The sequence below is a fragment of the Actinomadura sp. genome (assembly GCF_044508335.1).
Classification (GTDB): domain Bacteria; phylum Actinomycetota; class Actinomycetes; order Streptosporangiales; family Streptosporangiaceae; genus Spirillospora.
Genome location: NZ_JBIQHY010000038.1, coordinates 30,286 through 56,710, shown reverse-complemented (window position 1 = coordinate 56,710; position 26,425 = coordinate 30,286). Strand labels below are relative to the sequence as shown.

Sequence of the window (26,425 nt, the reverse complement as noted above, 5' to 3'; positions counted from 1 at the left end):
CGGCGCCCGCCGTGCCGGCCGTGCCGACCGTGCCCGCCGTGCCGGCCGCGGTGCCCGCCGCCGCGGCTCCCGCGCCGGCCGGGGCCAGGCCGGCGGCGGCCAGCGGGAAGAGCGCGGCGAGGGCGGCCGCCGCGACGGCCAGGGCGCGGACGCCGCGCTTCTCCCAGTCCGCGCCGTAGGCCCGCACGGCGACGCGGTCGAGTTCGCCGACGAAGTGCGCGGCGCTCGGCGGGCGGTAGGCGGGGTCCTTCGCCATCCCCTGGAGCACCAGCGCGCGCAGCGGCTCGGGGACGTTCTCCGCCGGGACGGGCGCGCCGGTGTGCAGGGCCATCAGCGCCGCCGGGTCGTCCGCGCGGTAGGGCCGCTCGCCGGTCACGCACTCGTAGAACACGCAGGTGGCGGCGTACACGTCGGTGGCCGGGGCGGCGGGCTCGCCGCGCCACTGCTCCGGCGCCATGTAGACGGGGGTGCCCGACCGGCCGCCCTCGCCCGTCCAGACGGCGATGCCGAAGTCGATGAGCTTGCTGAGCCCGTCCGCGCGGACGACGACGTTGGCGGGCTCGTAGTCGCGGTGGACGACCCCGGCGGCGTGCGCGGCGGCCAGCCCGCGCAGCGAGCCCTTCAGCACCAGCAGCGCCGCCTCCGGGCCGAGGGCGCCGTGCTCGGCCAGGATCCGCTTCAGCGACACGCCCTCGACCGCCTCCATGATCAGCGCGGCGCCGTCCTCGTGCTCGACGAGCCGGTAGAGCCGCGCGACGTGCGGGTCGTCGACCCGGCCGAGCATCCGGGCCTCGTTGCGGAAGGCGTCCCTGGCCGCGGGACCGGCGCCGGCGGGCAGGTACTTGATCGCGACGGGCGTGCCGGACGCGGCGTGCCGGGCCAGCGCCACCCGGCCCTGCGCCCCGCGGCCCAGCTCGCGCACCTCCTCGAACTCCGAAACCCGCCACTGCGCCACCGGCCACCCCCAGAGGTCCATCCCGATCGGTCCATCACTGTGACGCAGGGGACCGGTGGACGGTTTGATCAATCCTGCGAGCCGGGAGCGCCTCCCGCGGCGGTCACTCGGCGCGCCCCGGCTCGGGCCGGGAGGCGGTGATCTGCTCCGCGAGCATGCGCACCCGGGCCTCGTGCTCGTCGTAGCCGACGACGACCGGGGGCTCGTTGTACGGCATCGCGTCGGACGAGCGGCGCAGCTTCACGTACTGGCCGCAGGCGTCGATCGCGTACGGCTCCATGTCGTCCTGCAGGGCGCCGATGACCGTGATGCCGTGCGTCTCGCCGATCTTCCGGAACAGCGCGACGGCCTCCTTGCGGTGCTCCTTGCCCAGGTTGCGGCCCAGCTCGTCCAGGACCAGGCAGAGCCGGCCGCCGCCGGAGCTGGCGAGCGCGGCCGCGCACACGAGCTTGACCGCCTTCTCGTCCATGAGCGCGGTGTTGGCGCGCCGGTTGTAGGGGACGTAGCGCTGCCCGTCCGAGCGGCGCCACTTCGGCGTGACCCGCCAGCGCCACTCCTGCTCGGGGTCGGCCGGCTGCTCGGGCGTGGGGAATTCGAGGGTCGCGCCGTAGCCGCCGTACGCCAGGTCCAGCTTCTCGAACTCCTCCGCCACGCGCTGGAGGCGGGCGCGGATCGCGGCGGTCAGCGCGGTGCGGTGCGCCTCGGCCGCGCCCGCCGCCTCCGCCGCGCCCTTCCGCGCCTTCTCCAGGTCGGTGCGGCGCGCCGACAGCTGCACCTCGATCTGCCGCCGCTGGTGCCTCTCGTAGTCCTCCTGCCTGCGCAGATGCGCTTCGAGGGCCTGCGCGAGGCGGGCGAACACGGCCTGCTCGCGGTCGGTGCGGCGCCCGGCGCCCTCGGCGCGCTCCCGCAGCAGGAACCGGATCTCCTCCGGCATGTCCTCGTCGGACGGGCCGTCCGGGAAGACGTGCCGCAGCGCCTCCGACAGGTGCCTCTCCGCGGTGTGCCACCACTCGGCGGGCGTCCAGCCGGCCTCGTCGTCGTCCAGGCCCGCCAGCCACTCGGCGGCGCTCTCGCGGGAGCCGCCCCAGTGCTTCTCCAGGTCGTCCAGGGCGAGCGCGGCCCGCCTGTCGGCGAGCTCGGACGCGGCGCGGCGGATCCGGTCGCGCTCCTTCTCGTACTCCTCCTTGCGGCCGCGCAGCCGGTCGATCTCCAGCGCGCGGGTGTCGGCCTTCGCCTGGAGGCGGCGCAGCTCCTGCTCCGCCGCCCCGAGCCGCGGGCCGAGCCGGGACTCGCCGGCCGCCAGCTCCTCCAGGCTCTCGCGCAGCTCCGCCATCCGCTCGCGGACCTCGTCCAGCTCCTCGGCCGCGCGGGCGCCGCCCAGCCGCCGGCCGGCGAGCGCCACGTCGGCGGCGGCGTCGGACGCGGCCCGCCGCGCGTCCTCCAGGGCCTCCTGCGCGGCCTCCAGCGCGGTGCGGGCCGCCTGGACGCGGGCGACGCGCCCGGTGACCGGCTCGGCGAAGCCGCCGACGACGACCGCGCCGGCGCCGCCGCCGTCCAGGGCGGCGAAGAACCGCCCCAGCGCGAGCTCGCACCGCACGCCCTCGGGCAGGCCGCCGCCCCCCGCCGGGACGATCATGGAGCCGGGCATGCCCGCGAGCGCGCCGACGGCGGCGCCGAGGTCGTCCTCCGCGACGACGACGGCCTCGCGGTAGGGCCAGAGCGCGGCCTCCCAGCGCTCCCGGACGTCGTCGGCCAGCTCGACCGCGTCCAGCAGGCCGACCGCGGCGATGCCCGCGGCGGACAGCGCGCGGATCTGCTCCGGCGCGCTGCCCTCGCCCGCCTCCGCCTCGGCCAGGGACCGCTCCGCGCGGGCGACGGCGCCCTTGGCCATCCCGTACGCCTGCTGGGCCTCGTCCCGGCGCGCCTCCGCCTCCTTCAGCTCGGCGCGGGCGGTGTCGGCGTCGCGCCCGTCCGCCTCCCGCCGCCGCTCCTCCAGGGCGGAGACCTGCCGGCGCAGCTCGTCCATGCGGTCGCGGGCGACGGCCTTGTCGGCGCCGAGCCTGTCGGCCCGCCCCTTCAGCTCCGCGAGCGCCGCCTGCGCCTCCCGCACCTGCTCGTCCAGCGCGCCGCCGGTGAGCCGCTCGATCTCCCGCTCCGCCGCCCTGGCCGCCCGCGCCAGCTCCTCGCCCTCCGCGCGGAGCCGCTCCTGCTCGACGGCGTGCGCGGCGTCGGCCTCCGCGGCGTCCACGAGCAGGCGGGCCTGCCGGGTCCGCCAGTGCCGCAGCGCCGCGGCCGCCTCGTCCCGCGCCCGGTCCCGCCGGTCGAACGTCTTCAGCAGGCTCGCCGCCTCCCGCTCCCACTCGGCGAGCCGCTCGGCGGCCTCCGCCGCCTTGGCGCGCTCCCGGTGCTCCTCCGCGCGGGACTTGCGCTCCGCCTCCAGCTCCCGGTCGAGCCCCGTCAGCGCGGCGATCGCGCTGAAGACGCGCTCCGGGCTGATCTCGTTGAGCGGCTGCGACAGCAGGTTCGTCGCGACCTTCGACCGCACCGACGTGGACAGGAACGACACGCACCTGACCCGGCCGCCGTACAGGACGCGGCCCAGGTCCTTCGCGACCAGGTCCCGGCGCCCCGCGCCGCGGGGGAGGCCCGCCCACAGCCGGTCGGCGAGCGCGACCCGGTCGGCCTCCGACGGCGCCGACGCCAGGTGCACGCCCCGCCGCCACCGGATCTCCAGGTGCGGCGCGTCGGCGTTCACCCGCAGCCACACCGTGACCGCGGTCTCCTCCTCCGGGTCGTTCTCCGGCGGCTCCGGGTGGTCGAAGACGCCGACGATGTACCCGTGGTCGGCGCTCGCCCACCGGCTGTCGCCCTGCGCCGCCAGCTCCGCGTTGAACAGCAGCTCCGCGACCGCCCGCGCGCCGGACGCGAACCGCCACTGCTCGTCGCCGAGCAGCGCCGTGATCGCCGCGATGAACGACGACTTGCCCGCGCCGTTGGAGTCCTTCGGCCCCTGCCCGGCGACGACGATCAGCGTCCCGGGGACGGTCGGCACCGGATGCGTGGACAGCCGCGAGATGTTCACCGCCTGCACCGCCACGAGCGTCCGGTCGCCGACGACGTTCTCGGTGTCGCGCGCGGTCGGCGTCGGTTCGGCCGTCATGTGCCCTCTCCCCGTCCCCGCCGCCGGGCCCGGATCGCCGCGGCGAGCGGCGAGTCCGGCCCGGCGGCCAAGATCAGCTCCTCCTGCAGCCGGCGCCGCGCCGCGGCCGTCAGCCGGTGGAACTGCGGCCCCGGCACGAACCCCCCGGCGTCGTCCGGACCGGCCTTCACCTGCGCGACCAGGCCCGCCAGCCGCAGCCGGCGCAGCGCCGCGTCCAGCTCCCCGACGGGCAGCTGGGTGCGGCGGCGCAGCTCCTCCGCCGGGGTCGGATGCGGCGAGGCCCACGTGTCGTCCTCCAGCAGCCCGGCGGCGCGCGGGATCGCCACCGAGTGGATGAGCACGAGCGCCAGCACCGCCCGCTCCCGCGCCGCCGGGACGCAGTCGGGATCCTCGGCGAGCGCCGCGGCGACGTCGTCCCGGTATCCGGAGATCCACCGCGTCCGCTCCGACCGGACGAGCGTGCGCCCGCTGAGCGCGAGCATCTCCTCGACCGTCCGGCGCAGCGCCGGCTCCCGCAGCGCCGGGAACCGCACCTCCGGCACCGGCTCCGCCGCGTGCTCCACCGCCATGTAGGCGGCGACCAGCTCGGCCCGCCGCCGCTCGTCGTAGGGCCTGAGCAGCGGCTCGAAGAGCTCGCTCACCGCGCGTCCCCCTCGGCTCCCGCGGCCCCGTCGCGCCCGGCGCGGGACGGGGGCTGCGGGAGGCGGTGGAGGAGGTCGCGCAGGGACGCGAGGGACGATTCGGGCCACAGGGCGATCCGGGGGCCGGGGCGGACGATGCCGGCCGGCTCGTCCAGCAGCAGCCAGCCCGTGTCGTGCAGGCGGCGCAGTTCCCCGGTGGCCCAGCGGCGGGCCAGGCCGGCGTCGCCGCGCGACATGTCCGCGTAGACCGCGAGGACGTCCGCGACCGCGGCCGGGGAGCCCGGCCAGGGGGCGTCGTCCGGGCGGGTCCAGCAGCAGCGCAGCGCGGCGGCGAGGACGCGGCGGGCCTGGCCCGCGCGGTCCAGCGGCACGGGCGCGGTCTCGTACTCCTCCAGCAGCGCGGGGGTCGCCCCGTCCGGCCATGCGGGGAAGAGCCACACCCGGTCGCCGTCCGCCGCGGTGGCCGTGCCGGGCGGGACGGGGTCCGCCGCCGGCGCGGACGGGCCGCCCAGCACGCGGGCGCGTGCGCGGGCCAGCACGTGCGGGTCCACGCCGCCGTGCCCGGCGGTCACGGGCCCGTCCTCTCGAACCAGCCCGGCGTCACCCACGTCGGGGAGCCCTCGGCGCGCACGTCCAGGCCGTCCGACCAGACCAGCCGGTAGGGGAGCCCGGGATGCAGGTGGGCCGAGGAGAGGTCGGCGAGGATGCGGCGGGCCGCGGCCCAGTCCCGCGCGAGGACGTCCTCCACCGCGACCCGGTCGCGGCCGCGCAGGATCTCCTCGGCGATGTCGCGGAGCCGGTCGGTCGCCGCCGTGTCCGACCCGGTGTCGTCCGAAAGGCCCGGGTCGGGGACCGACGGGCGGGGCGGCGCGGGGCGCGGGGGCGCGGCGCGCGGCGCGTCCTCCACGGCCGCCACCACGGCCGACGGCTCGTGCCACGGGGCGGCGGCGTCGAACACGAAGCCGTCCAGGACGGCCGCGAGCTCGTCCCGCGTCGCGGTCCGCGCGAACGTGCGCCACGTCTCGGGCGGCAGCAGCGTCAGGTTCCGGGTGGTGCCCGCGGAGTCCGACAGGCGGGCGGCCGCGCGGCGGGACGCGTCGCCGTAGGCGTAGATGGCGGCGCGCAGGTCGGTGCAGGTGCGGTCGAGCTGCGGCCAGCGGCGCAGGATCGCGCCGTGCAGCCGCTCGGCGCGCAGCAGGATCTCCTCCGTCCCCCACAGCTTCGGCGCCTGCTCCCGCAGCTCCTCGATGGTGCCGTTCGTCAGCGTGACCAGCTCGACGCTCCACAGCCGGAACGCGCGCGCGAGGCCCTCCGCGCCGTCCCGCGCCTGCTCGGGCGTCATGCGCGGGTCGGCCGCGTTGAGCTGCTCCAGCGCCAGCAGCCGGTGCATCTCGCTCTGCCCGCCGTCCAGCATCATCCGGCGGACGATCATCAGCCCGACGACGCTGGTGAACGACGCCCGGTAGCGCAGCTGGTTCGGCTTCGGGAACACCTCGCGGACGGCGCCGAGCCCCTTCAGCACCCGCAGCCGGTTCTCGAACACCTCCGGCGGGTACCGGCGGCACACGTGGCGCATCTGCTCGCGGCTCAGCCCCTCCTCGCCGGCGTCGGCGAACGCCGCGAGCAGCGTCTCGGCGACGTCCACCAGCTCCGGATCGTCGACGACGGCGCCGCTGTCGCGCGCAAGCGCCGCGAACATCTGCCGGTACACGCCCAGCACCGCCTCGCCGACCAGGGCGTCGTCCAGGCTGGCGGCCGCGTTCTCGGTGGTGGGGGACACGGCGCACTACGGTACGGCCCTCCGGCCCCCAACGCGGAATCGGACCCCGGTCGCCCCGCCCGGGGGGTCCCGCGCATCCGCGGGCGGCGGATGCGCGGGACCGGGCTCAGGCGGCGGGTGCGGGACGGGGGATCGACTTGTGCTCCAGGTAGGCGCGCATCCCCTCGGGGCCGAGTTCGCGGCCCATGCCGCTGCTCTTGAAGCCGCCGAACGGCGTGTTCGGGTCGAGGGTGTACATGTTCACGCCGCAGCTGCCGGTGCGGATGCGGCGGGCGACGTCGATGCCGCGGTCGACGTCGGACGTCCACACCGAGCCGCCGAGGCCGTAGTCGCTGTCGTTGGCGATCCGGACGGCGTCGGCCTCGTCCTCGTAGGGGATGAGCACGAGCACCGGGCCGAAGATCTCCTCGCGGGCGATGCGCATGTCGTTGCCGACGTCGCCGAACACGGTCGGCGCGACGTACCAGCCGCGGTCGTGCGGGCGGTTCAGGCCCCCGGTGATCAGCTTGGCGCCCTCGTCCTGGCCGATCCGGATGTAGTTCTCGACGCGCTCCTGCTGCCGCCTGGTGACCAGCGGGCCGACCTCGGTGGCGTAGTCGGCGGGGTCCCCGACGTTGAGGCCGCCGACCATGGCGGCGAGGGCGTCGGCGACCTCGTCGTAGCGGCGGCGGGACGCGAGGATGCGGGTCTGGGCGGCGCACGCCTCGCCGTTGTTCATCAGCGACGCCAGCTTGAAGCCCTCGACCGTGGACGCGAGGTCGGCGTCGTCCAGGATGATCGCGGCCGACTTGCCGCCGAGTTCGAGGGTGACCCGCTTCAGCTGCTCGCCGCAGACCGCGCCGATCTTGCGGCCGGCGGCGGTCGAGCCGGTGAAGGAGACCTTGTCGACGTCGGGGTGCGCGACGAGGTACGCGCCGACCTCGCGCCCGGCGGGGACGAAGTTGACGACGCCCTCGGGGATGCCGGCCTCGCGGATCCACTCGGCGAGCAGGTAGGTGTCGAGGGGCGTCTCGGGGGACGGCTTCGCCACCACCGTGCAGCCGGCGATCAGCGCGGGCGCGAGCTTCAGCATCAGCGTGAACTGCGGGACGTTCCACGGGACGATCGCCGCGACGACGCCGACCGGGTCCTGGGTGACCGTGACCGGCCCCAGCATTCCCTGCCGCTCCTCCTCCCACGTGTAGGTCGCGGCGAGGTCCACGTAGTACTGCAGGACCATCTGCGGGATGGCGGCCTGCCCGAACACCGAGAACATGATGGGCGACCCCATCTGGGCGGTGCAGAGGTCGGCCATCTCCTGCTGCCGCTCCGCGTAGATCGCGGAGAGGCGCCCGACGATCTCGGCGCGCTCGGCGGGCGTCATCCGGGGCCAGGGGCCCTCGTCGAACGCGCGGCGCGCCGCCGCGACCGCCGCGTCGATGTCGGCCTCGGTGCCCTCCGGCACCCGCCCGATGACCTCCTCGGTGTGCGGGGAGATGACGTCGATCGTGCCGGTGCCGGCCGGGGCGGCCCACTCGCCGCCGATGAACAGCCGATCGTGCTCGCGCATGGTGCTGTGCCTCCCTGCCAGACGGGCGAGTTCGGTAACCGAATGCTTGCTTGGGCACAGCATCGCATGAGGTCCCGGCGCGGTGGAAGACCAATGAGACTCGCGTCTCATTCCGCTCCGCCGCGGGCCGGGGGAGACCGGTCAGAGGAGATGGGCGTTCGGCTCGCGGGCGCGGTCGGCCAGCTCGGGCAGCTCCCGGATCTCCACGCCCGCCGCCGCGAGGATCTCCGCGCCGGTGCCCGCGGCGAACAGCTCCGGCTCCCGCCAGGCGAACACGACCCGCCGCGCGCCCGACGCGACGATCAGCTCGGCGCACGGGCGGGGGCGGGACGCGCGGTGCCCGCACGGTTCGAGGGAGCTGTAGACGGTCGCGCCCGCCAGGCTCCCCGGCGCCTTGGCGAGCGCGGCCTCCTCGGCGTGGTCGTGCGGGTCGTCCTCGCGGGAGAAGCCGCGCGCGATCTCCCGGCCGTCCGGCCCGACGATCACCGCGCCGACGGAGAACGCCGTGCGGGACGGCGGGCACAGCCTCGCCAGGTCGCAGGCCAGCGCCAGCCAGGCGCGGTCGTCCGCGCGCGGCCCGGTCGTCGCGTGCGGCCCGGTCATCCGCGTGCGGCTCCGAGGCGGTAGCGCAGCAGCGCCAGGTCGCCGATCCGGGTGACGTCCTCCAGCCGCATCGGGTTCTCCGGGGACTGCGGGAACACCCCGGAGCGGACGAACCGCGGCGCGGACGGGTCGCCGACGAAGAACGGCGCGATCACCAGCTGCAGCTCGTCCACCAGGCCGGAGGTCAGGAAGAGCGTGTGGATCGCGCCGCCCCCCTCGACCATCAGCCGGCGGACGCCGCGCGCGGCGAGATCGGCGAGGACGGCCGGCAGGCCGAGCGGGTCGCCCGCGTCCACCACCTCGGCCAGGCCGTCCAGGCGCGGCGCCAGCTCCGCGGCCGCGGCGGACGGGGCGTAGACGAGCTTCGGCGCCTCGCCGGTGGTGAAGAAGCGGGCGGCCGGGTCGAGGTCGCCGCTCCAGGTCAGCGTGACCTTGGTCAGGTCGGCGGGCAGCCCCCGCGCCGCGCGGTGCTCCCGGCGCGCGGCGGAGCGGATCAGCAGCTTCGGGTCGTCGGCCCGTACCGTGCCGGCGCCGACGAGGATCGCGTCGCAGCCGGCGCGGACCGCGTCGACCCGGTCGAAGTCCGCCGGGCTGGACAGCCGCAGCCGCTCGGGGCCCGCGTCGTCGATGTAGCCGTCGGCGGACATCGCGCAGCTCAGCAGCACGTACGGGCGCACACTGGGACGATCGCTCACGCCGCAACATTACGGGAGCCGCGGCCGCGGGCATCGCAAGATCCCTTCGGGGCGCCCCGGCGTTTCTGCGCCGGATGTGTCGGAGGGGGTGCCTATGGTTGCTGCGACATGCGAATCCTGCACACCTCCGACTGGCATCTGGGCAGATCGTTCCACCGGGAGGATCTGCTGGCCGCGCAGGCGGCGTTCGTCGACCACCTGGTCGAGACCGTCGCCGCGGAGCGGGTCGAGTGCGTGCTGGTGTCCGGCGACGTCTACGACCGGGCGCTGCCCGCCGTCGACGCCGTCAAGCTGTGCGACGAGGCGCTCGAACGGCTCGCCGAGCGGGCCCGGGTGGTGCTCATCGCCGGCAACCACGACTCGGCGCGCCGGCTCGGGTTCGGCTCGGCGCTGATGGACGGGGCGGGCGTGCACGTCCGCACCGACTTCGCCGCCGTGGGGGAGCCCGTCATCGTCGGCGACGCCGCGGTCTACGGCATCCCGTACCTGGAGCCCGAGCTCGTCCGCCACCCCTGGGAGCTGGACGAGCGCAGCCACGCCGCCGCGCTCACCGAGGCCATGCGCCGCGTGCGGGCCGACGCCGCGCGGCGCCGGGAGCACTCCATCGTGCTGGCGCACGCGTTCGTGACCGGCGGCGAGTCCAGCGAGAGCGAGCGCGACATCTCGGTCGGCGGGTCGTCGCAGGTCGCGGCGTCGGTGTTCGACGGCGTCGACTACGCGGCGCTCGGCCACCTCCACGGCGCCTGGCGCGTCACCGACCGCGTCCGCTACTCGGGTTCGCCGCTCGCGTACTCGTTCTCCGAGGAGAAGCACGTCAAGGGCTCCTGGCTGCTCGACGTCACCGCGGACGGCGTCGCGGGGGAGTTCGTGGAGGCGCCCGTCCCGCGCCGCCTCGCCCGGCTGACCGGCCGCATCGACGACCTGCTCGGCGACCCGGCCTACGACGAGTTCGAAGACCACTGGCTGCAGATCACGCTGACCGACGCTCGCCGCCCGTCCGCCGCCATGGAGCGCCTGCGCCGCCGCTTCCCGCACGCGCTCGTCCTCGGCCACGCCCCCGAGGGCGGCGGCGCAGGCGGCGCCCGCACCTGGTCCGACCGGGTCCGCGAACGCTCCGCCCTCGACATCGCGGGCGACTTCGTCGCGGAGGTCACCGACGGCCCCGCGACCCCCGCCGAACGCGCCCTGCTGCGCGAGGCCTTCGAGGCGTGCCGCCGCGAGGAGGTCCTCGCGTGAGGCTGCACCGGCTCGAGATCGCGGCGTTCGGGCCGTTCTCCGGCACCGAGGTGATCGACTTCGACGCGCTCTCGGACGCCGGGCTGTTCCTCGTCCAGGGGCGGACGGGCGCGGGCAAGACCAGCGTCCTGGACGCGGTGTGCTTCGCCCTCTACGGGCAGGTGCCCGGCGTGCGGAACGCGGTGAAGGGGCTGCGCAGCGACCACGCGCCGCCCGGCGCCGGGCCGCGGGTGGTGCTGGAGACGACGATCCGGGGCCGCCGGCTGCGGATCACCCGGTCGCCCGCCTGGGAGCGCCCCAAACTGCGCGGGTCCGGGACCACCACCGAGCACGCCAAGGTCATTCTGGAGGAGTGCGAGCACGGTGCGTGGACCGGGCTCACCACCCGGCTCGACGAGGCGGGCGACCTGGTGTCGCGCCTGCTCGGGATGAACGCCGTGCAGTTCTGCCAGGTGGCGCTGCTGCCGCAGGGGGAGTTCGCCGGGTTCCTGCGCGCCGGGGCGGACGAGCGCCGCCGGGTCCTGGAGCGGCTGTTCGCGGCCGAGGTGTTCGCGCAGGTCGAGAAGTGGCTGGCCGACCGCCGCGCCGCGACCGGCCGGGAGGCCGCCGAGCTGGGCGCCGCCGCGGCCGCGGAGGCCGCCCGGATCGCCGAGGCGGCGGGCGCCGCGCCGCCGCGCGGGGAGCGGCCGGCCGTCCCGCGGCCGCGCCGCGGCGAACCGGCCGCCGAGCCGCTCGCCGAGGTCGATGTGCTGCCCGCGTGGGCGGCCGAGCTGGCGGCCGGGCACGCCGATGTCCGCGCCGCCGTCGAGCGCCTGCGGGACGAGGCCGCGGCGGCGCTCCGCGCGGCCCGCGCGGCGCTGGAGGACGGCGAGGACCTCGCCCGGCGGCGGCGGGCGCACGCCGAGGCCCTCGCCCGGCGCGACGCGCTGGCCGAGCACGCCGGGGAGAGGTCCCGTACGGCGTCGCGGCTGGACGCCGCCGCCCGCGCCGACCGGGTCGTCCCCTGGGTGAAGGACGTGCGCGACCGGCACGGCCGGGCGGTGCAGGCCCGCCGCTGGGCCGAGGAGACCAGGTCCCGGGTCGCCGCGCTGCTGCCGCCGAAGGCGCCGGAGGACGTCCTCGCCAAGGCCGAGCGCGACCGCCGCGACGAGGCCGCCGCGCTGGAGGGCGTGCGCGGGAAGGCCGCCCGGCTCCGCGAGATCGAGCGTGACCGGCGGTCCCTGGCCGAGGAGCTGCGCGGCCTGGAGCAGCAGGAGGCGCGGGCGGCCGCGGCGCTGGAGGAGCTGCCCGGCATCGTGGCCGCCCGCCGCGCCGAGCTGGAGGAGGCCAGGCTCGCGGCGGCGGGCCGCGCCGGCGCGGAGGCCGCCGTCCGGGACGCCGAGCGCAGGCTCGACGCCGCGCACCGCCGCGACCGGGTCGAGGGCCTGCTCGCCGCCGCCGAGGAGGCGCAGCGCGCCGCGGTCGACGCCGCGCAGCGGGCCCGCGACCGCGTCCAGGAGCTCCGGCAGGCGCGCCTGGACGGCATGGCCGCCGCGCTCGCCGCCGAGCTGCGCGACGGCGAGCCCTGCCGGGTCTGCGGCTCCACGGAGCACCCCGCGCCCGTCGCGTCCCTCGCCGTCGTCCCGACCGAGGGCGAGATCGAGCGCGCCCAGGCCGCCTACGACGAGGCGCAGGACCTGCGCGAGAGGCGGACCGGCGAGGTCGAGTCGCGGCGCTCCGAACTCGACCAGCTGATCGAGGCGGCCGGCGACGCGCCCGCCGCCGCGCTCGCCGCCGAGTTGGCCGAGGCGCGGGAGGAGTTCGAGGCCGCCATGGCGCGGGCCGCGGAGGCGGAGCGGCTGGAGGCCGTGCTCCACCGCCACGAGCGGGAACTCGACCTGGCCCGCGACGAGCACGACCGGGTCTCCCGGCGGCTCGCCGAGACCCGCGCCCGCGACGAGAACCTGGCCGCCGAGCGGGCCCGCCTCGCCGCGGAGCTGGACGAGGCGCGCGGTGACGACCCGACCCTGGAGGAGCGCATCGCCCGCCTCACCCGCGAGGCCGGCGCGCTGGGCGAGGCGGCCGAGGCGGCGCGCGACCGCGGCCGCGCCGAGGAGGAGCTGGCCGCCGCCCGCGCGAAGGCGCGGCAGGAGGCCGAGGAGCAGGGGTTCGGGACGCCCGACGAGGTCCTCGAAGCCGCGCTGCCCGACGAGGAGCAGGGCGCCCTCCGGGACAGGCTCCGCCAGTGGGACGTCGAGGAGGCCCAGGTCCGCGCCCTGCTCAAGGACCCCGAACTCATCGCGGCCGCCGCCGAGCCCGCGCCCGACCTGCCCGCCCTCCGCGCGGCCGTCCGCGCGGCGGAGGACGCGCACACCGAGGCCGTGAGCGCCGCCGACCGCGCCCGGCACCGCTGCGAACGCCTCGCCGAGCTGCGCGGCCGGCTCGCCGGCGCCGTCGCCGCATGGCGGCCCGCCGCCGAACGCCACGAGGTCGCCGAGCGGCTCGCCGGGCTCGCGTCCGGCAAGCACCCCGCGAACCGGCACGCCATGTCGCTGTCGGCGTACGTGCTCGCCGCGCGCCTCGAACAGGTCGTCGCCGCCGCGAACGAGCGGCTGTCGCGCATGTCCGGGGGCCGCTACGCCCTCGCCCACACCACCGACCGGACGGCCGGCGACCGCGCGAAGGGCGCGGGCGGCCTCGGCCTCCGCGTCGCCGACGCCTGGACGGGCCTGACGCGCGACCCGGCCACCCTGTCCGGCGGCGAGTCGTTCATCACCTCGCTGGCCCTCGCGCTCGGCCTCGCCGACGTCGTCACCGCCGAGGCCGGCGGCACCGAGATCGGCACGCTGTTCGTCGACGAGGGCTTCGGCACCCTCGACGAGGAGACGCTCGACGAGGTCATGGACGTCCTGGACGGCCTGCGCGACGGCGGCCGGGCGGTCGGCATCGTCAGCCACGTCGCCGAGCTGCGCGCCCGCATCCCCGCGCAGCTCCGCGTCACCAAGGACCGCACCGGCTCCACCGTGAAGGTCGTCGTCTGACCTGCGCCTCCTCCGGCGGCCGGCCGCGCGTCAGGAGATGTGCTGCAAGATCACGTTGTGGACGTGGTGGCTCTTGTCGCTGCCGCGGAACTCGACCTCGTAGGTCTGGTGGCCGACGTGGATCGCGATCGACCCGGTGGAGAAGTACGACCCGGCCCACGACTTGTTGCTGACCACGCTCACCGAGGTGATCTTCGAGTACGGCACGCTGGTGATCGCGTACTTCTTGCCGGCGAAGCTCCGGTCCTGGATGATCACCCGCCGGTCGGTGAGGCCGATGAACCCGGTGCCCGTCCCGACCGCGTCGTAGACGGCGATGATCTGCTCGCCGGGGAGCAGCCCGCTCTCGATCTGCTTGAGCTGGCTCGACCTGTCGTGTTCGATCCCGTCGCCCATCGGTCCCTCCGGTGCTCGGTGTGCCGGTTCGACGGGCGCGCGGCCCGTCCCGTTCCGCAGGGCAGTGTCTCAGCCCGCCGCGCGGGGATCGCGCCGCTTCGGGGAAGCCGGTCCCTCCGCCGCCCACGGTGCCGCGCGTCACCGACCGCGAGTCCCCGGCCGGGACGCCTCGCCGACCGAAAAGACCAAAAAAACTAGTGTATTTGGTTGAACCGGGGCCGTGCAGGCGGGGTGCGCGATGGCGGCACAGTCGCGCCCTCCCTCGCAAGTGAACCCCATCTGAACTGCATGAATAAGGCTTCCATCAAATCTGTGCGGCGCTTCACACCCCCCGCCTATAGACCGGGACCGGTGCGAACAATTAAACCTAATGCGCTCGTAAAAATTAGGACCCGGAAGGGGTCGACACGATGGATGGAGCCAGATCGAGGGCGCTGGTCGCCGCGATCGCGTTCGCGCTCGCGCTGACCGTGTCGCTGTGGACGATTCCACGCGGCAGCGGCGCGACCGAGGCGTCGCACGCGGCGGAGTCCGCGCCCGCGGCGGAGGCGGCGGCGCCGTCCGCCGCGGAGGACCACGGAACCTCGCACGACGCGTCCGCCGGCGGTGCGGGCGACTGGAAGGCCATGGACGAGGCCATGGCGAAGCGGGACAAGAGCTTCCCCGCGGCCACCAAGGGCCAGGGCGGGCAGGACCTCGTCCCGAAGGTGCTGGCGGACGGCACCAAGGAGTTCCACATGACGGCCGCGCCCCTGAAGTGGGAGGTGGAACCGGGCAAGGTCGTGGACGCCTGGGGCTTCAACGGCATGGTGCCCGGCCCGACGATCCGCGCGGACGTCGGGGACAAGGTCCGCATCGTGGTCAAGAACGACCTGCCCGAGCCGACCAGCGTCCACTGGCATGGAATCCAGTTGCCCAACAAGATGGACGGCGTCCCCAACGTCACCCAGGACTCGATCAAGCCGGGCAAGTCGTTCGCCTACGAGTTCCCGGTGACCCGGATCGCCGACACCTGGTACCACTCGCACTACAACGGCACCAAGCAGGTGAGCAGCGGGCTGTGGGGCGCGATCCAGTTCGGTGACATCCCCACCCCCCACAAGGAGAAGGTGGCGCAGAAGCAGATCATCCAGATCCAGGACGCCGGCGTGATCGGGATGACGCTCAACGGCAAGTCGTTCCCCGCGACCAAGCCGCTGAAGGCCAAGGTGGGCGACTGGGTGCAGGTCACCTACGTCAACGCCGGGACGATGGCGCATCCGATGCACCTGCACGGCGTGGACCAGGTGATCATCGCCAAGGACGGGTTCCCGCTGGAGCAGACCTACAAGGCCGACACCGTCAACGTCGCGCCGGGCGAGCGCTACACCGTCCTGATCCACGCCGACCAGCCCGGCAAGTGGATCTGGCACTGCCACATCTTCCCGCACGCCGAAGGCTCCCAGGGCATGTTCGGCCTGGTCATGGAGATGCAGATCACCTGAGCGCGGCACCCCGAACCGCTCGGATCCCCCCTTTCTCACATCTGGAGTGAGTCAATGTCCACAACCCCCGCGCCGGACGATCCGGCGTCGGGCGGGCCGTCGGCGCCCGCCCGCAGACACTGGACCGCGGCGCTGAACGGGTACCTGCCCGCCATCAGCGCGGCGCTCGCGCTCGGCCTCATCGTCGGGCTGCTCATGGTCGGCTTCGCGCCCGGCGACCAGCACGGCACGCTGGCCGCGTCGCAGGAGGCCGGCTCCTCCTCGTCCTCCTCCGGCGGCGGTGACGCGGCCCTGCCCGGGAAGGGCAAGAAGGTCACCCTCGAATTCGAAGAGGGCGACATGTACATCAAGCCGAACAAGGTCACCGTCCCGGCGGGCGCCGACGTCACGGTGAAGGTCGTCAACAAGGGCAGCATGAACCACACGTTCAGCCTGCTCGGCAAGACGAACAAGGAGCTCGAACCAGGCCAGTCCGAGACGCAGCACTGGGGCGTGCTCACCGAGTCCACCCAGGCGTGGTGCGTCGTCCCCGGCCACAAGGAAGCCGGCATGCTGGTCGACGTCACCGTGACCGGCGGCAAGACCGCGTCGGCCGCGGCGGGCGACACCGGCGCGGCGGCGAGCGGCACCGCCGCCGGCGACTCCGCGAACGCCAAGATCGACCCGGCCGCCAAGCCCGCCGCCGGCTGGAAGCCGCACGACCCGACGGCACCCGCCAACGACGGCAAGGACGTCCACGAGGTCACCTTCACCGTCACCGAGAAGGAGATCGAGGTGGCCCCCGGCGTGAAGCAGACCCGGTGGACCTACAACGGCTCCGCGCCCGGCCCGACACTGCGCGGCAGCGTCGGCGACACCTTCCGGATCAAGCTCGTCAACAAGGGCTCGATGGGCCACTCGATCGACTTCCACGCGTCCAAGGTCGCGCCGAACGTCGAGATGAGGACGATCAAGCCCGGTGAGACGCTCGTCTACGAGTTCAAGGCGCAGTTCGCCGGCATCTTCACCTACCACTGCGGCTCCGACCCGATGATCTACCACATCGGCAACGGCATGCACGGCGCCGTGATCGTCGACCCGCCGAAGCTGGACAAGGTCGACAAGGAGCTGGTGCTCGTGCAGTCCGAGCTGTACCTCGGTCCCCAGGGCAAGCCCGGCGACATGGCCAAGATGATGGCCGGCGAGTACGACGCGGTCGTCTTCAACGGCTACCACAACCAGTACGTGCACGCCCCGATCAAGGTGAAGCCCGGCGACCGGGTCCGCGTGTGGGTGGACGACGGCGGCCCCAACGAGAACATCGCCTTCCACGTCGTCGGGACGATCTTCGACACGGTCTGGAAGGACGGCGCCTACCTGGTGCGCAAGGGCAACGCCGACAAGGGCGGCGCCCAGGTCCTCGACCTGCAGCCCACCCAGGGCGGCTTCGTCGAGTTCACCCTTCCCGACGCCGGCACCTACGCGTTCCTCGGCCACAAGATGAGGAACATGGCCGCGGGCGGCGTGGGCGTCTTCCAGGTCGGCTGACCCACCCCCAGGAGGTGACCATGACAACCATCGAGACCAGCGGCACGGCGACCGCCCCGGCGGCCTCGTCCGCGCTCACGGCCGGACGCGTCGCGGCGATCGGGTCGGCCCTCGCGGCGCTCGTCCACTACGCCGTCGTGCCCGAGCACCTGAGCGAATGGTGGGCCTACGGCGTCTTCTTCAGCGCCATCGGCATGTTCCAGCTCGTCTGGGCGGTGCTCGCCTGCACCGGGAGCGAGCGGCCGCTGCTGCTGTCCGGGCTCGCCGTCAACCTCGGCGTCCTCGCGCTGTGGGCGGTGAGCCGTACGGCCGGCCTGCCCTTCGGCCCGGAGGCGGGCGAGGCGGAGGCGGCCGGCGTCCTCGACGTGCTCAGCGGCCTCGCCGAACTGGCACTGGTCGGCGGAATCCTGCTCGCCCTTCGCGGCCCGCGTTCCAAGGCGCGGCAGACCGCGGCGAAGGACTCCGCGGTGAAGGATCCCGTGGCAGAGGGTTCCGCGGACGCCGCGGAGGAACCGGCGGAGCGGAGCGGCTGACGCCTCCCGGCCCGGCCCGTCGGCCCGCGGACGCCCGAAAGGGGTCCGCGGGCCTTCCGCGCGTCCGGGCCGTCAGCCCTCGGCTTCGCCGTCCGCCGGGGCGGTGCCGGCGTCCGCCCGGTCCGCCTCGCCATCGCTCCTCGGGGCGCGGCGCAGGTAAGCCAGGCAGAGGTGCGGCTCCACCAGCGGATCGAGCCGGTCCGCCGCCATCGGCACGTCCAGCTCCTCGAGCGCGCCCTGGATCAGGCCGAGATGCAGCCGGCACACCACGTCCGCGTGCTGTTCGGCGACCGTGCCGAAGGGGCAGTTCCGCACCCGGATGCGGACCTCGTCCGGATCCGTGTGACCGGTGTCGTGCTCGAACTCGGGGCTGAACCCGATGCCGGCCATCAGCCGGTTGAGGCGCTTCAGGGCCTCCGCCGGGTCGAGGCGCTGGAACGGGGCCGGCGCGTCGGCGAGATGGCGGCCCCAGGCGCGGCCCGCCTCCAGCGCGGCCCGCTCCGGATCGGGGAGCAGGCCCGAGACCAGGCTCGCCAGCATCTCGGCGAGCAACCGGTAGCTGTGCCTGCCGTCCGCGGCCTCCGCCCGGTACATCACGCGGGGGCGGCCGGGCCGGTCGCGGTCCTCGGCGACCCGCTCCACCAGGCCGGCCTCGGACAGCCCGTCGAGGTGGAAGCGGGTGGTGTTGGGATGCAGCCCGGCCCGCTCGGCGATCTCGCGCACGCCGAGCGGGGCGGCGCCCGCCTCGCGGACCACCCGCAGGACCCGTGCGCGGCTGCCGCCGAGCCCCGCCTCGGCCGCCGCGGGTTCCGCGTCGACCCATTCGCGGTCGTCCATGCTCCCGAGTTTATGCATATCGACTAGTGAAAACCACGGGCGGGAGCGGGACGCGATCCGGCGGCGCGGTCTAGAGGTAGAGGCCGGTGCCGTGCTCGGGGCGCTCGCTGGCGATGGCGTGCAGGTCGCGCTCGCGCATGACGAGGTAGTTCTCGCCCTGGATCTCGACTTCGTACTGGTCACCCGGGTGGAACAGGACCCGGTCGCCGGGCTTGACGATCCGCACGTGGTGGCCGACCCCGCAGACCTCGCCCCAGACCAGGCGGTTCCCCTGCTCCACGGTCGCGGGGATCACGATGCCGCCGGTGCTGCGGCGCTCGCCGCTGTCCTTCTCGACCTTGATCATGACGCGGTCGTGGAGCATCTGGACTTCGAACTTCGGCTCGGACACGCCGGCGAGTTTATCCGCCCGCGCGGAGCAGGGCGTCCCACGAGCCGGCGATGATCTCCGGCAGCGCGGAGCGCTCCGGCCGCCAGCCGAGCTCGGCCCGGATCGCGGCGGCGTCGCAGACCAGCACCGGCGCCTCCGGCCGGGCCGGGCGGCGGCGCGCGGGCACCGGCCGGCCGGTCACCTGCTCCACGGCGGCGACGACCTCGCGCACGGCCGCCCCGGCGCCGCTGCCGACGTTGTAGACGCGGTCCTCGCCGGGGCGGACGGCCTCCAGCGCCCGGACGTAGGCGGCGGCGAGGTCGTCGACGTGCAGGTACTCGCGGACGGCGAGCCCCTCGCCGTTGAGCTCGATGTGCGGGGCGCGCCCGGCGGCCACGGCGAGGGCCTTCGGGATCAGCCGGGTCTCGTCGGGGTCGGTGCGGCCGTCCACCGATCCCGCGACGTTGAACGTGCGCAGGACGACCGCGCCGGCCGCGCCCGTCCGCGCGTGCCAGCGGACGGCGTGCTCGGCGGCCAGCTTCGACGCCCCGTACGGGCTGGCCGGCGCGGGGGCCTCGCTCTCGGGGATCGGCTGCCGCTCCGGCGCCCCGTACACCGCCGCCGTGGAGCCGAGCACGATCCGGTCCGCCGCGACGGCCTCCAGCAGGTTCACCGTGCCCTGGACGTTGGCCGCGAAGTAGGGCAGCGGCTGCTCGAACGACTCCCGCACGCGGGTGAGCGCCGCCAGGTGGCACACCCCGTCGTACGGGCCGCGCGGGAGCCCGTCCGGGTCGAGCAGGTCGCCGCGCACGGGCCGCACGCCGTCCGGCAGCGCCGCGTCGCGCCGCACCAGCCCGTCCACCTCGTGGCCGGCCGCGACCAGCCGCCGCCCGACCGCGTATCCGATGTATCCCGCCGCCCCCGTCACCAGTACCCGCATGGGGCCAGCATCCAGGCGGGGCCGGGGCGGGGCAATGGCCGGTCAGGGCAGGGAGCCGAGCCTCGCGTACACGCCCGGGTAGCCGGGTTCGGCGCAGCCGCGGCCCCAGGAGGTCAGCGCGGCGACGCGGCCGCGGACGACCAGCGGTCCGCCGCTGTCGAACTGGCACGTGTCGGCCCGGTCCGATCCGGCGCACAGCATGTCGGACGGGTCGAACGAGCCGCCGTAGGCCCGCCGGCACGCCGCGTCGCTCCGCAGCGGGACGTCTGCGGCCCGCAGACGTGTGTTGAGCAGGTCGTTCTCCGACGTGAAGCCCCAGCCGAGGATCCGGCCCGTCCGGGCGGAGCCGGGCGAGCCGAGCGCGGCCACGGGCCGGTGCACGGGCCGTGCCAGCGTGAGGACCGCGATGTCGTGGTGCAGGACGGTCTCGCCCTTGAACGACGTCTCCCGGTAGTCCGGATGGATGCGCAGCGACGCCACGGGGACCGTCTCACCGCCATCGCCGGTCAGGTCGTCCCGGCCGAAAGTGGCCGTGAGCAGCCCCGGCACCGACCGGAACAGCGACACGCAGTGCCCCGCCGTGAGCACCCGGTCCGGCTTGATCAGCGCGCCGCCGCAGAACTGCCCCGACGGCCGGACGAAGAAGATCGGCGATCCGACCGCGGCGAGCCACGGGTACGCCGCGGACGAGGCCGGGGCGCCGCCCACGACGGCGGCTGCGGGGGCGGGCGCCAGCGGCAGCGCCGCCGCGGCGCCGGCCAGCGCGAGGGCGGCGCCGAGCGCGGCCGTCAGGAGGGACCGGCGGGAGTGGAGGGCCATCTGGGCAATGTACGAGCATCGAAGGCCGGGTGCACGGTGTTCCGGGCGGCCGGTTCCGGCGCCCGCGCCTCCTCCCCGTACGGCGCCTGCTCCTCGTACCGGGGGAACAGCACGAGCGCGAGCAGCGCCAGCGTGAAGCCGCCCGCCCGCAGCAGGAACGGTCCGGTCTCGCGCGGCCAGTCCTCGCCGAACAGCACGCTGCCGGCGAGGAGCAGGTACGTCCGGCCGATGACGGTGAGCACGACCGCGACGATCGCGATCCGGCAGCGCTGCAGCGCGACCTGCAGCTGGCCGAGCGCGATCGCGGCGAGGCCGATCGTCAGGTACGGGTAGGCGGACTGCATGACCGCCTGGAGGCTCCCGGTCTCCTGGTACACGATCGAGATGCCGCGGATGCCGGCCTCGGCCAGCCCGGCGCACGCCCCGGCGCCGATCCCGTAGGCGACGCCGGCCGGCTTGCGGGCGTGCCGGCCGCTCGCGCGGCGGTCCCCGACCAGCCATACCAGCGCGGCGACGAGCACCGCCGGGGCGCAGACGGCGATCATCGTCCAGGGCCGGGCGAGCGTGCCCGCCGGCGTGGCGCCGGCGTGCAGGCCGCCCTCATCGGAGGCGGACAGCCCGATCAGCATCGCGGCGAGGACGAACAGCGCGACGCTCGCCCACTCGCGGGCGCTGAGCCGCTCGCCGAGGAAGCGCACCGCGTACCCGACGAGCAGCACCAGCGCCACCGCGAAGATCGGCTGGGCGAGGGCGAGCGGCAGCGCGGAGAACGCCACGACCTCGTAGCCGAGGCCGAGGAACAGCAGCAGCCCGCCGCCGAGCCACACCGGGTCGGTCAGCATGAGCCGGGCGACGCGGAACGGGCGGCTGCCGCGCAGCGGCTCCATCCTCCGCGCGGACGCGCGGAAGACCAGGAAGGCGATGTAGTAGACGGCGGTCGCGATCAGTGCGAGGGCGGCATAACCCAGGTCGGTACCCATCGGGAGTGGCCTCTCGGTGGACGGGGGCGGGGCATGTCGTTCGGCGCGCCATCGAATCGACCGGTGCTATCAGGGTGCCCCGCGCGGGCCGCCCTTGCAAGTGCTCGCTTACATGCGGCTCAGCCGTACCGGCGGCCGGTGGTGGACGAGAGGCGGGTGACCAGCCCGCGCGGGACGAACCGGGCGGCGCCGGCGAGCACCTTGTACTGCGCGCCCGGGATGCTGACCTCCGCCCCGCGGCGCAGGTCGCGCAGCGCGGCGTCGACGACGTCGTCCTTGTCCAGCCACATGAAGCCGGGCAGGCCGGACATGTCCATGCGTGCGCGCTCGTGGAACTCGGTGTGCACGAAACCGGGGCACAGCGCCATCACCCGGACGCCACCGCGCGACCGCTGCCGCAGGTCGGCCGCGATGCCCCGGCTGAAGCTCACCACCCACGCCTTGGACGCGCCGTAGGTGCCGCGCGTCGCGAACGCCGCCATCGACGAGACGTTGAGCACCGCGCCCCGGCCGCGCTCCAGCATCCCCGGCAGCGCGGCGTGGGTGAGCCGCAGGACGGCCTCGCAGTGCACCTTCAGCATGGCCAGCTCGTCGGCCACCGGGACGTCCAGGAACACCCCCTTGTTGCCGAACCCGGCGTTGTTGACCAGCAGGTCGACGTCCTTGCGGACGCGTTCCTCGGCCGCCGCCAGCCCCTCCTCGGCGGACAGGTCGGCGGGCAGCGCCTCGGCGCGGACGGCGTACGCGCCGCGCAGCTCGGCGGCGGTGCGGTCCAGCCGCTCGGCGTCGCGGGCCAGCAGGACGAGGTCGAAGCCGTCGGAGGCGAGGCGGCGGGCGAACGCGGCGCCGAGGCCCGCGGTCGCGCCGGTGATGAAGGCGGTCGGCATGGCTCCGAGCCTAGGCGGCCCGCCTCGCGGTGAAGTGCCGCGGGTCGGGGCGGCGCGTCGCGCGGCGGTAGGCGAACGTGAACCCGGGCCAGTTGTTGACGACCTTGCCGTCGGCGGTCATGTACCAGCTCCGGCAGCCCGCCTCCCACACGGTGGTGCGCATCCGCTCGCGCATCTCCCGGGTGAACGCGTCCTGGACGTCCGGCTTGACGTCGATCCAGGCGAGGCCCGCGCCGCGCAGCGCCTCCACGCAGCCGAGCACGTACCGGATCTGCGACTCCAGCATGTAGATGATCGAGTTGTGCCCGAGGTTGGTGTACGGGCCGTACAGCAGGAACAGGTTCGGGAAGCCGCTGACCGTGATGCCGAGGTGCGCCTGCGCGCCGTCCCGCCACGCCTCGTTCAGCTCCCGGCCGTCCCGCCCGACGATCTTCATGGGGGAGAGGAACTCGGTGGACCGGAACCCCGTCCCGTACACGATGACGTCCACGTCATAGGCGCGGCGCGCCGTCTCGACGCCGGACGGCGTGATCCGCACGATCGGGTCGGTGATGAGGTCGACGTTCGGCCGGGCCAGCGCCGGATAGTAGTCGCTGGAGAGCAGGATCCGCTTGCAGCCCATCGGGTAGCCGGGGATGAGCGCCTCCCGCAGCACCGGGTCCCCGATGGCGTTCCGCAGCGTTTTCTTGAACCGCTTCTCCAGCATCGCCATCAGCTTGGGGTATTTGATGAACCCCAGCGCCCGCGCCTCGTACGCGAGGTAGACGTAGGCGCGGTTCAGCTCCCACAGGCCCGGCACGGCCTTCATGGCGGCCTGCTGCCAGGGCCGGTACACCCGGTCCGGCTTGTCGATCACGTACGGCGCGGACCGCTGGAACAGCCGCAGCTCCGCCGCCTCCTTGGCGATCTCCGGGACGAACTGGATCGCGCTCGCCCCCGTCCCGACCACCGCGATCCGCTTGCCGCGCAGGTCGGCGCCGTGGTCCCAGCGCGCGGAGTGGAAGCTCGTCCCGGCGAACGAGTCGCGCCCCTCGATGTCCGGCAGGACGGGCCGGTTCAGCTGCCCGCACGCCGACACCAGCACCCGCGCCTCCAGGTCGCCGTTCGTCGTGGAGATCCGCCAGAGCGCGGCGTCCTCGTCGAACCGCGCCTCGGTGACCTCGGTACCGAACCGCACCTTCTCCAGCACCCGGTACTTGCGGGCGCAGTGCCACAGGTAGTCGAGGATCTCGGCCTGCGGCGGGAACCGGCGCGACCAGTCGGTCTTGCGCTCGAACGAGAACGAGTACAGGTGGGACGGCACGTCGCACGCGGCGCCCGGATAGGTGTTGTCCCGCCAGGTGCCGCCGAGCCCCTCGGCCTTCTCCAGGACGACCACGTCGTGGACGCCGGCCTCCCGCAGCTTGATCGCCGTCCCGATCCCGCCGAACCCGCTACCGATGATCACCACGCTGTGCGCCATGGCCGTCCGAACCTCGTTCTACTCGGTGTCCACCGAGCCTAGGTGACCACGAGGTCACTGACCAGGTGCCGCAGCCGCCCGGTTTCTGCCGATCCGTACCGCTGATGCCCGTGATCTCCCCCAGAGCAAGCGCTGATCACCGGAAACGCCGGGAACCGTCGGCGGCGTCTGGAAAGATCACCCCATGTCCGACGACCTCCGGGCGCATCTGGACGCGCTCAACGCGCCACGGCCGACGCGCGCGTGGCGCCGCCGCACACTGGAACTCCTGGCCGCCCCCGCCGCGCGCGACGAGGTGCTGCGCAGGGTGCGCTGGTACGCGACGAAGGAGCCGGACCTCGCCGGCGGGCGGCCGTTCTCCGACCCTTCGCTGCGCGCCGAGCCGGGCGCGCGCGGCCGGGTGTGGGCCGCCGCGCTGCTCGGCGACCCCGGCGTGATCCCGCTGCTGGACGTCATCGCGCGCCGCGCCGCCGGGGTGACCCGCGAGTTCCGGCCGTCCGCCAAGCTCGCCGGCGCGGCGATCAACGCGCTCGGCGAGTTCGCCGACCCGCGCGCCCTCGACGTGCTGCGCGGGCTGAGCCGCGACGTCCGCTACCCGGGCCTCGGCCGGCGGATCGCGGCGGCCATCGAGGCGGCGGCGGCCCGCCGCGGCATCACCCCCGCGCAGCTGGTCGAGCGCGGGGTGCCCGCGCACGGCCTCTGCCGGGACGGCTCGCTCGCCCGCGACATCGGCGCCTACCAGGCGGTGCTCGTCATCGAGGACCCGCTGACCGTCCGGCTCACCTTCACCGGCGCGGACGGCCGGCCGCTGCGCACCGTCCCGGGCGCGCTCAAGGTCCCGTTCGCCGCCGAGATCAAGGAGCTGAAGACCCTGGTGAAGCAGGTCCGCGCGACGCTCGCCGCCGAGCGGACCCGCATCGAGGCGCTGATGGCGGTGGAGCGCACCTGGCCGTTCGCCGAGTGGCGCCGCCACTACCGCGACCACCCGGTCACGGGCGTGGTCGCCTGCGGCCTGATCTGGGAGTTCGAGGGACCGGACGGCATCTGGCACGCGGCCACCCCCGGCGAGGGGGTGCTGGTGACGGTGGACGGCCGCGCGCTGCCCGTCCCCGCCGATGACGCCCGGGTGCGGCTGTGGCATCCGGCGCGGGCGTTCCCCGGCGCGGTGCGGGCCTGGCGCGGCTTCGTGACCGCGAACCGGATGACGCAGTCGTTCAAGCAGGCGTTCCGGGAGACCTACCGGCCCGCCCCGGCCGGCGCCGGGCCGGTCCGGCGCCGCGGCGGGTTCGACGGCGAGCTGCGGCGCGTCTTCGCCGAGGGCGCCTGGCGCGTCAGCCACCACGACGGCACCCGGTTCGAGCGGAAGGTCGCCGGCCGCTGGCGGGAGGTCCACCCGGCGGACGTGCCGCCGCTCGTGTACAGCGAGGGCGCGCGGGAGGTCGACCTGTTCCTCCGCGTCACCTCGATCACCGAGGAGGCGCCGTTCGGCGAGCTCTCGGCGAGCGCCGAGATCCGCGGCGACGCGCTGCGCCGCATCCTGCCCGGCACGAAGATCGCCGGCCGGTGCTCGGTCGACGGCAGGTTCCTCGTCGTCCGGGGCGAACTGCGCACCTACAAGATCCACCTGGGGTCGGGGGGCGTGCTGATGGAGCCCGGCAACGCCCGGCTGCGCGCGGAACCGTCCCGCAGGCCGAGCCAGAAGGGCCTGTTCCTGCCGTTCGAGGACGAGCGCCTCACACAGATCCTCGGCACGGCGTTCCTCCTGGCCGCCGACCACCGCATCAGCGACGAGACCGTCCTCGCGCAGATCAAGCGGGGCGCCTGACGCCCCCGCCGCCCGCCTCGCCCCCGCCGGCGGAGACCTCGCCGCGTTGCGGAGCTAGTCCCCGCATCCGCCCGGACCGTCTACCCTGGACAGGTTTTTCGCGCACAGGGGGAGATGATGTCGACGACGCGGCTGCTGGTGCTCGGCGGGGTGCGGCGGTTCGGGCGGGCCCACGGCTACGAGGTGCGGCGCCAGCTGATGTCGTGGGGCTCGGACGAGTGGGCCCACGTGAATCCCGGGTCGATCTACCACGCGCTGAGGCAGCTCGCCAAGGAGGGCCTGCTGCGCGCCCACGAGGTGGAGGAGAGCGAGGCCGGGCCGCCGCACACCGACTACGAGATCACCGACGCGGGCCGGGAGGAGTTCCTGCGGCTGCTGCGCTGCGCCCTGTCGACCGTCGACATCCGGCATCCGGAGATGCTGACCGCCGGGCTCGGGTTCCTCACCGAGCTGCCGCGCGCCGAGGCGGTCGAGCTGCTCCGCCGGCGGCTGGACGGGCTGGCCGCGTGGCGCGCCTCGGTCGCCCCGCACCTGGACGAGCAGGACCCGTCCGACCACCTGCGGGAGCTGCTCGGCTACTGGATGCACTCCGCGGAGTCCGCGACGGCGTGGACGCGCGGGCTGATCGAGCGGCTGGAGTCGGGCGCCTACGTGATGGCAGGCGAGTCGGCAGGCGAGAAGGCCGGCGAGTCGGCAGGCGAGGCGGCAGGCGAGGCGGTCGGCGAG

22 protein-coding genes and 1 pseudogene are annotated in these 26,425 nt (G+C 75.0%); 7 read left to right on the top strand and 16 right to left on the bottom strand.

The window, feature by feature from the left end; genetic code table 11:
- From ACIWVC_RS15900 to ACIWVC_RS15865, 8 genes and pseudogenes are all read right to left on the bottom strand, one after another.
- A pseudogene (locus ACIWVC_RS15900) lies at positions 1–892 on the bottom strand (serine/threonine-protein kinase); the annotation flags it as partial.
- A gap of 166 nt (positions 893–1,058) precedes the next feature.
- Positions 1,059–4,115, bottom strand: a complete 3,057-nt coding sequence (locus ACIWVC_RS15895; protein ID WP_396452520.1) for a chromosome partitioning protein ParA — start codon at positions 4,113–4,115, stop codon at positions 1,059–1,061.
- Positions 4,112–4,756: a hypothetical protein gene (locus tag ACIWVC_RS15890; protein WP_396452518.1), complete on the bottom strand. Its 645-nt coding sequence runs from the start codon at positions 4,754–4,756 to the stop codon at positions 4,112–4,114. Before ACIWVC_RS15890 ends, ACIWVC_RS15895 begins: the two co-directional genes overlap by 4 nt.
- Positions 4,753–5,328, bottom strand: coding sequence for a hypothetical protein (locus ACIWVC_RS15885; protein ID WP_396452516.1), 576 nt, complete (start codon positions 5,326–5,328; stop codon positions 4,753–4,755). The genes ACIWVC_RS15890 and ACIWVC_RS15885 overlap by 4 nt, the downstream gene beginning before the upstream one ends.
- Positions 5,325–6,536: a hypothetical protein gene (locus ACIWVC_RS15880; protein WP_396454266.1), complete on the bottom strand. Its 1,212-nt coding sequence runs from the start codon at positions 6,534–6,536 to the stop codon at positions 5,325–5,327. The genes ACIWVC_RS15885 and ACIWVC_RS15880 overlap by 4 nt, the downstream gene beginning before the upstream one ends.
- 106 nt (positions 6,537–6,642) lie before the next feature.
- Positions 6,643–8,085, bottom strand: a complete 1,443-nt coding sequence (locus tag ACIWVC_RS15875) for an aldehyde dehydrogenase (RefSeq protein WP_396452512.1) — start codon at positions 8,083–8,085, stop codon at positions 6,643–6,645.
- A gap of 141 nt (positions 8,086–8,226) precedes the next feature.
- The gene (locus ACIWVC_RS15870) at positions 8,227–8,688 is read right to left on the bottom strand and encodes a deaminase (RefSeq protein WP_396452511.1); all 462 of its coding nucleotides are present in this window, start codon (positions 8,686–8,688) and stop codon (positions 8,227–8,229) included.
- Positions 8,685–9,335, bottom strand: coding sequence for a RibD family protein (locus tag ACIWVC_RS15865; protein ID WP_396454267.1), 651 nt, complete (start codon positions 9,333–9,335; stop codon positions 8,685–8,687). The genes ACIWVC_RS15870 and ACIWVC_RS15865 overlap by 4 nt, the downstream gene beginning before the upstream one ends.
- 156 nt (positions 9,336–9,491) lie before the next feature.
- Here ACIWVC_RS15865 and ACIWVC_RS15860 point away from each other — a divergent pair, with 156 nt between their 5' ends.
- The gene (locus tag ACIWVC_RS15860; RefSeq protein ID WP_396452509.1) at positions 9,492–10,619 is read left to right on the top strand and encodes an exonuclease SbcCD subunit D; all 1,128 of its coding nucleotides are present in this window, start codon (positions 9,492–9,494) and stop codon (positions 10,617–10,619) included.
- Entirely contained in the window at positions 10,616–13,639 is a 3,024-nt protein-coding gene (locus tag ACIWVC_RS15855) for an AAA family ATPase (RefSeq protein ID WP_396454265.1), read from the top strand. Before ACIWVC_RS15860 ends, ACIWVC_RS15855 begins: the two co-directional genes overlap by 4 nt.
- A 30-nt stretch (positions 13,640–13,669) precedes the next feature.
- On the opposite strand, the gene ACIWVC_RS15850 is transcribed toward ACIWVC_RS15855, so the two are convergent.
- A complete protein-coding gene (locus ACIWVC_RS15850) occupies positions 13,670–14,035 on the bottom strand; it encodes a PH domain-containing protein (protein WP_396448929.1) in 366 nt (121 codons plus the stop codon).
- A 410-nt stretch (positions 14,036–14,445) separates the two neighbouring features.
- Here ACIWVC_RS15850 and ACIWVC_RS15845 point away from each other — a divergent pair, with 410 nt between their 5' ends.
- Genes ACIWVC_RS15845 through ACIWVC_RS15835 form a run of 3 tightly spaced genes read left to right on the top strand, consistent with a single transcriptional unit; the run spans position 14,446 to position 17,579 of the window.
- Positions 14,446–15,519, top strand: coding sequence for a multicopper oxidase family protein (locus ACIWVC_RS15845; RefSeq protein WP_396448930.1), 1,074 nt, complete (start codon positions 14,446–14,448; stop codon positions 15,517–15,519).
- Between the two features lie 54 nt (positions 15,520–15,573).
- A complete protein-coding gene (locus tag ACIWVC_RS15840) occupies positions 15,574–17,046 on the top strand; it encodes a multicopper oxidase domain-containing protein (protein WP_396448931.1) in 1,473 nt (490 codons plus the stop codon).
- A gap of 20 nt (positions 17,047–17,066) precedes the next feature.
- Positions 17,067–17,579, top strand: coding sequence for a hypothetical protein (locus ACIWVC_RS15835; protein ID WP_396448932.1), 513 nt, complete (start codon positions 17,067–17,069; stop codon positions 17,577–17,579).
- A 72-nt stretch (positions 17,580–17,651) separates the two neighbouring features.
- Here ACIWVC_RS15835 and ACIWVC_RS15830 read toward each other — a convergent pair whose 3' ends face one another.
- The 7 genes from ACIWVC_RS15830 to ACIWVC_RS15800 form a co-directional block, all read right to left on the bottom strand.
- Positions 17,652–18,416, bottom strand: coding sequence for a helix-turn-helix transcriptional regulator (locus tag ACIWVC_RS15830; protein ID WP_396448933.1), 765 nt, complete (start codon positions 18,414–18,416; stop codon positions 17,652–17,654).
- 70 nt (positions 18,417–18,486) lie between these two features.
- The gene (locus ACIWVC_RS15825; protein ID WP_089326083.1) at positions 18,487–18,807 is read right to left on the bottom strand and encodes a co-chaperone GroES; all 321 of its coding nucleotides are present in this window, start codon (positions 18,805–18,807) and stop codon (positions 18,487–18,489) included.
- A 10-nt stretch (positions 18,808–18,817) separates the two neighbouring features.
- Positions 18,818–19,726, bottom strand: coding sequence for an NAD-dependent epimerase/dehydratase family protein (locus ACIWVC_RS15820; protein ID WP_396448934.1), 909 nt, complete (start codon positions 19,724–19,726; stop codon positions 18,818–18,820).
- Positions 19,727–19,768: 42 nt separating this feature from the next.
- On the bottom strand, positions 19,769–20,545 hold the full coding sequence (locus ACIWVC_RS15815; RefSeq protein WP_396448935.1) for a serine protease: 777 nt from the start codon (positions 20,543–20,545) through the stop codon (positions 19,769–19,771).
- Complete coding sequence (locus tag ACIWVC_RS15810) at positions 20,515–21,525, bottom strand: DMT family transporter (RefSeq protein WP_396448936.1); 1,011 nt, start codon at positions 21,523–21,525, stop codon at positions 20,515–20,517. Before ACIWVC_RS15810 ends, ACIWVC_RS15815 begins: the two co-directional genes overlap by 31 nt.
- 119 nt (positions 21,526–21,644) lie before the next feature.
- Positions 21,645–22,412 (bottom strand): SDR family NAD(P)-dependent oxidoreductase, encoded by a 768-nt coding sequence (locus ACIWVC_RS15805; RefSeq protein WP_396448937.1) that lies wholly within the window; start codon positions 22,410–22,412, stop codon positions 21,645–21,647.
- 10 nt (positions 22,413–22,422) lie between these two features.
- Complete coding sequence (locus ACIWVC_RS15800) at positions 22,423–23,874, bottom strand: flavin-containing monooxygenase (RefSeq protein WP_396448938.1); 1,452 nt, start codon at positions 23,872–23,874, stop codon at positions 22,423–22,425.
- A 184-nt stretch (positions 23,875–24,058) separates the two neighbouring features.
- Between ACIWVC_RS15800 and ACIWVC_RS15795 the strand changes: the two genes are divergently transcribed.
- A complete protein-coding gene (locus tag ACIWVC_RS15795; protein ID WP_396448939.1) occupies positions 24,059–25,699 on the top strand; it encodes a DUF4132 domain-containing protein in 1,641 nt (546 codons plus the stop codon).
- Positions 25,700–25,813: 114 nt separating this feature from the next.
- Positions 25,814–26,425, top strand: a 612-nt coding sequence (locus ACIWVC_RS15790; protein ID WP_396454264.1) for a PadR family transcriptional regulator, incomplete at its 3' end; no start/stop codon positions are given.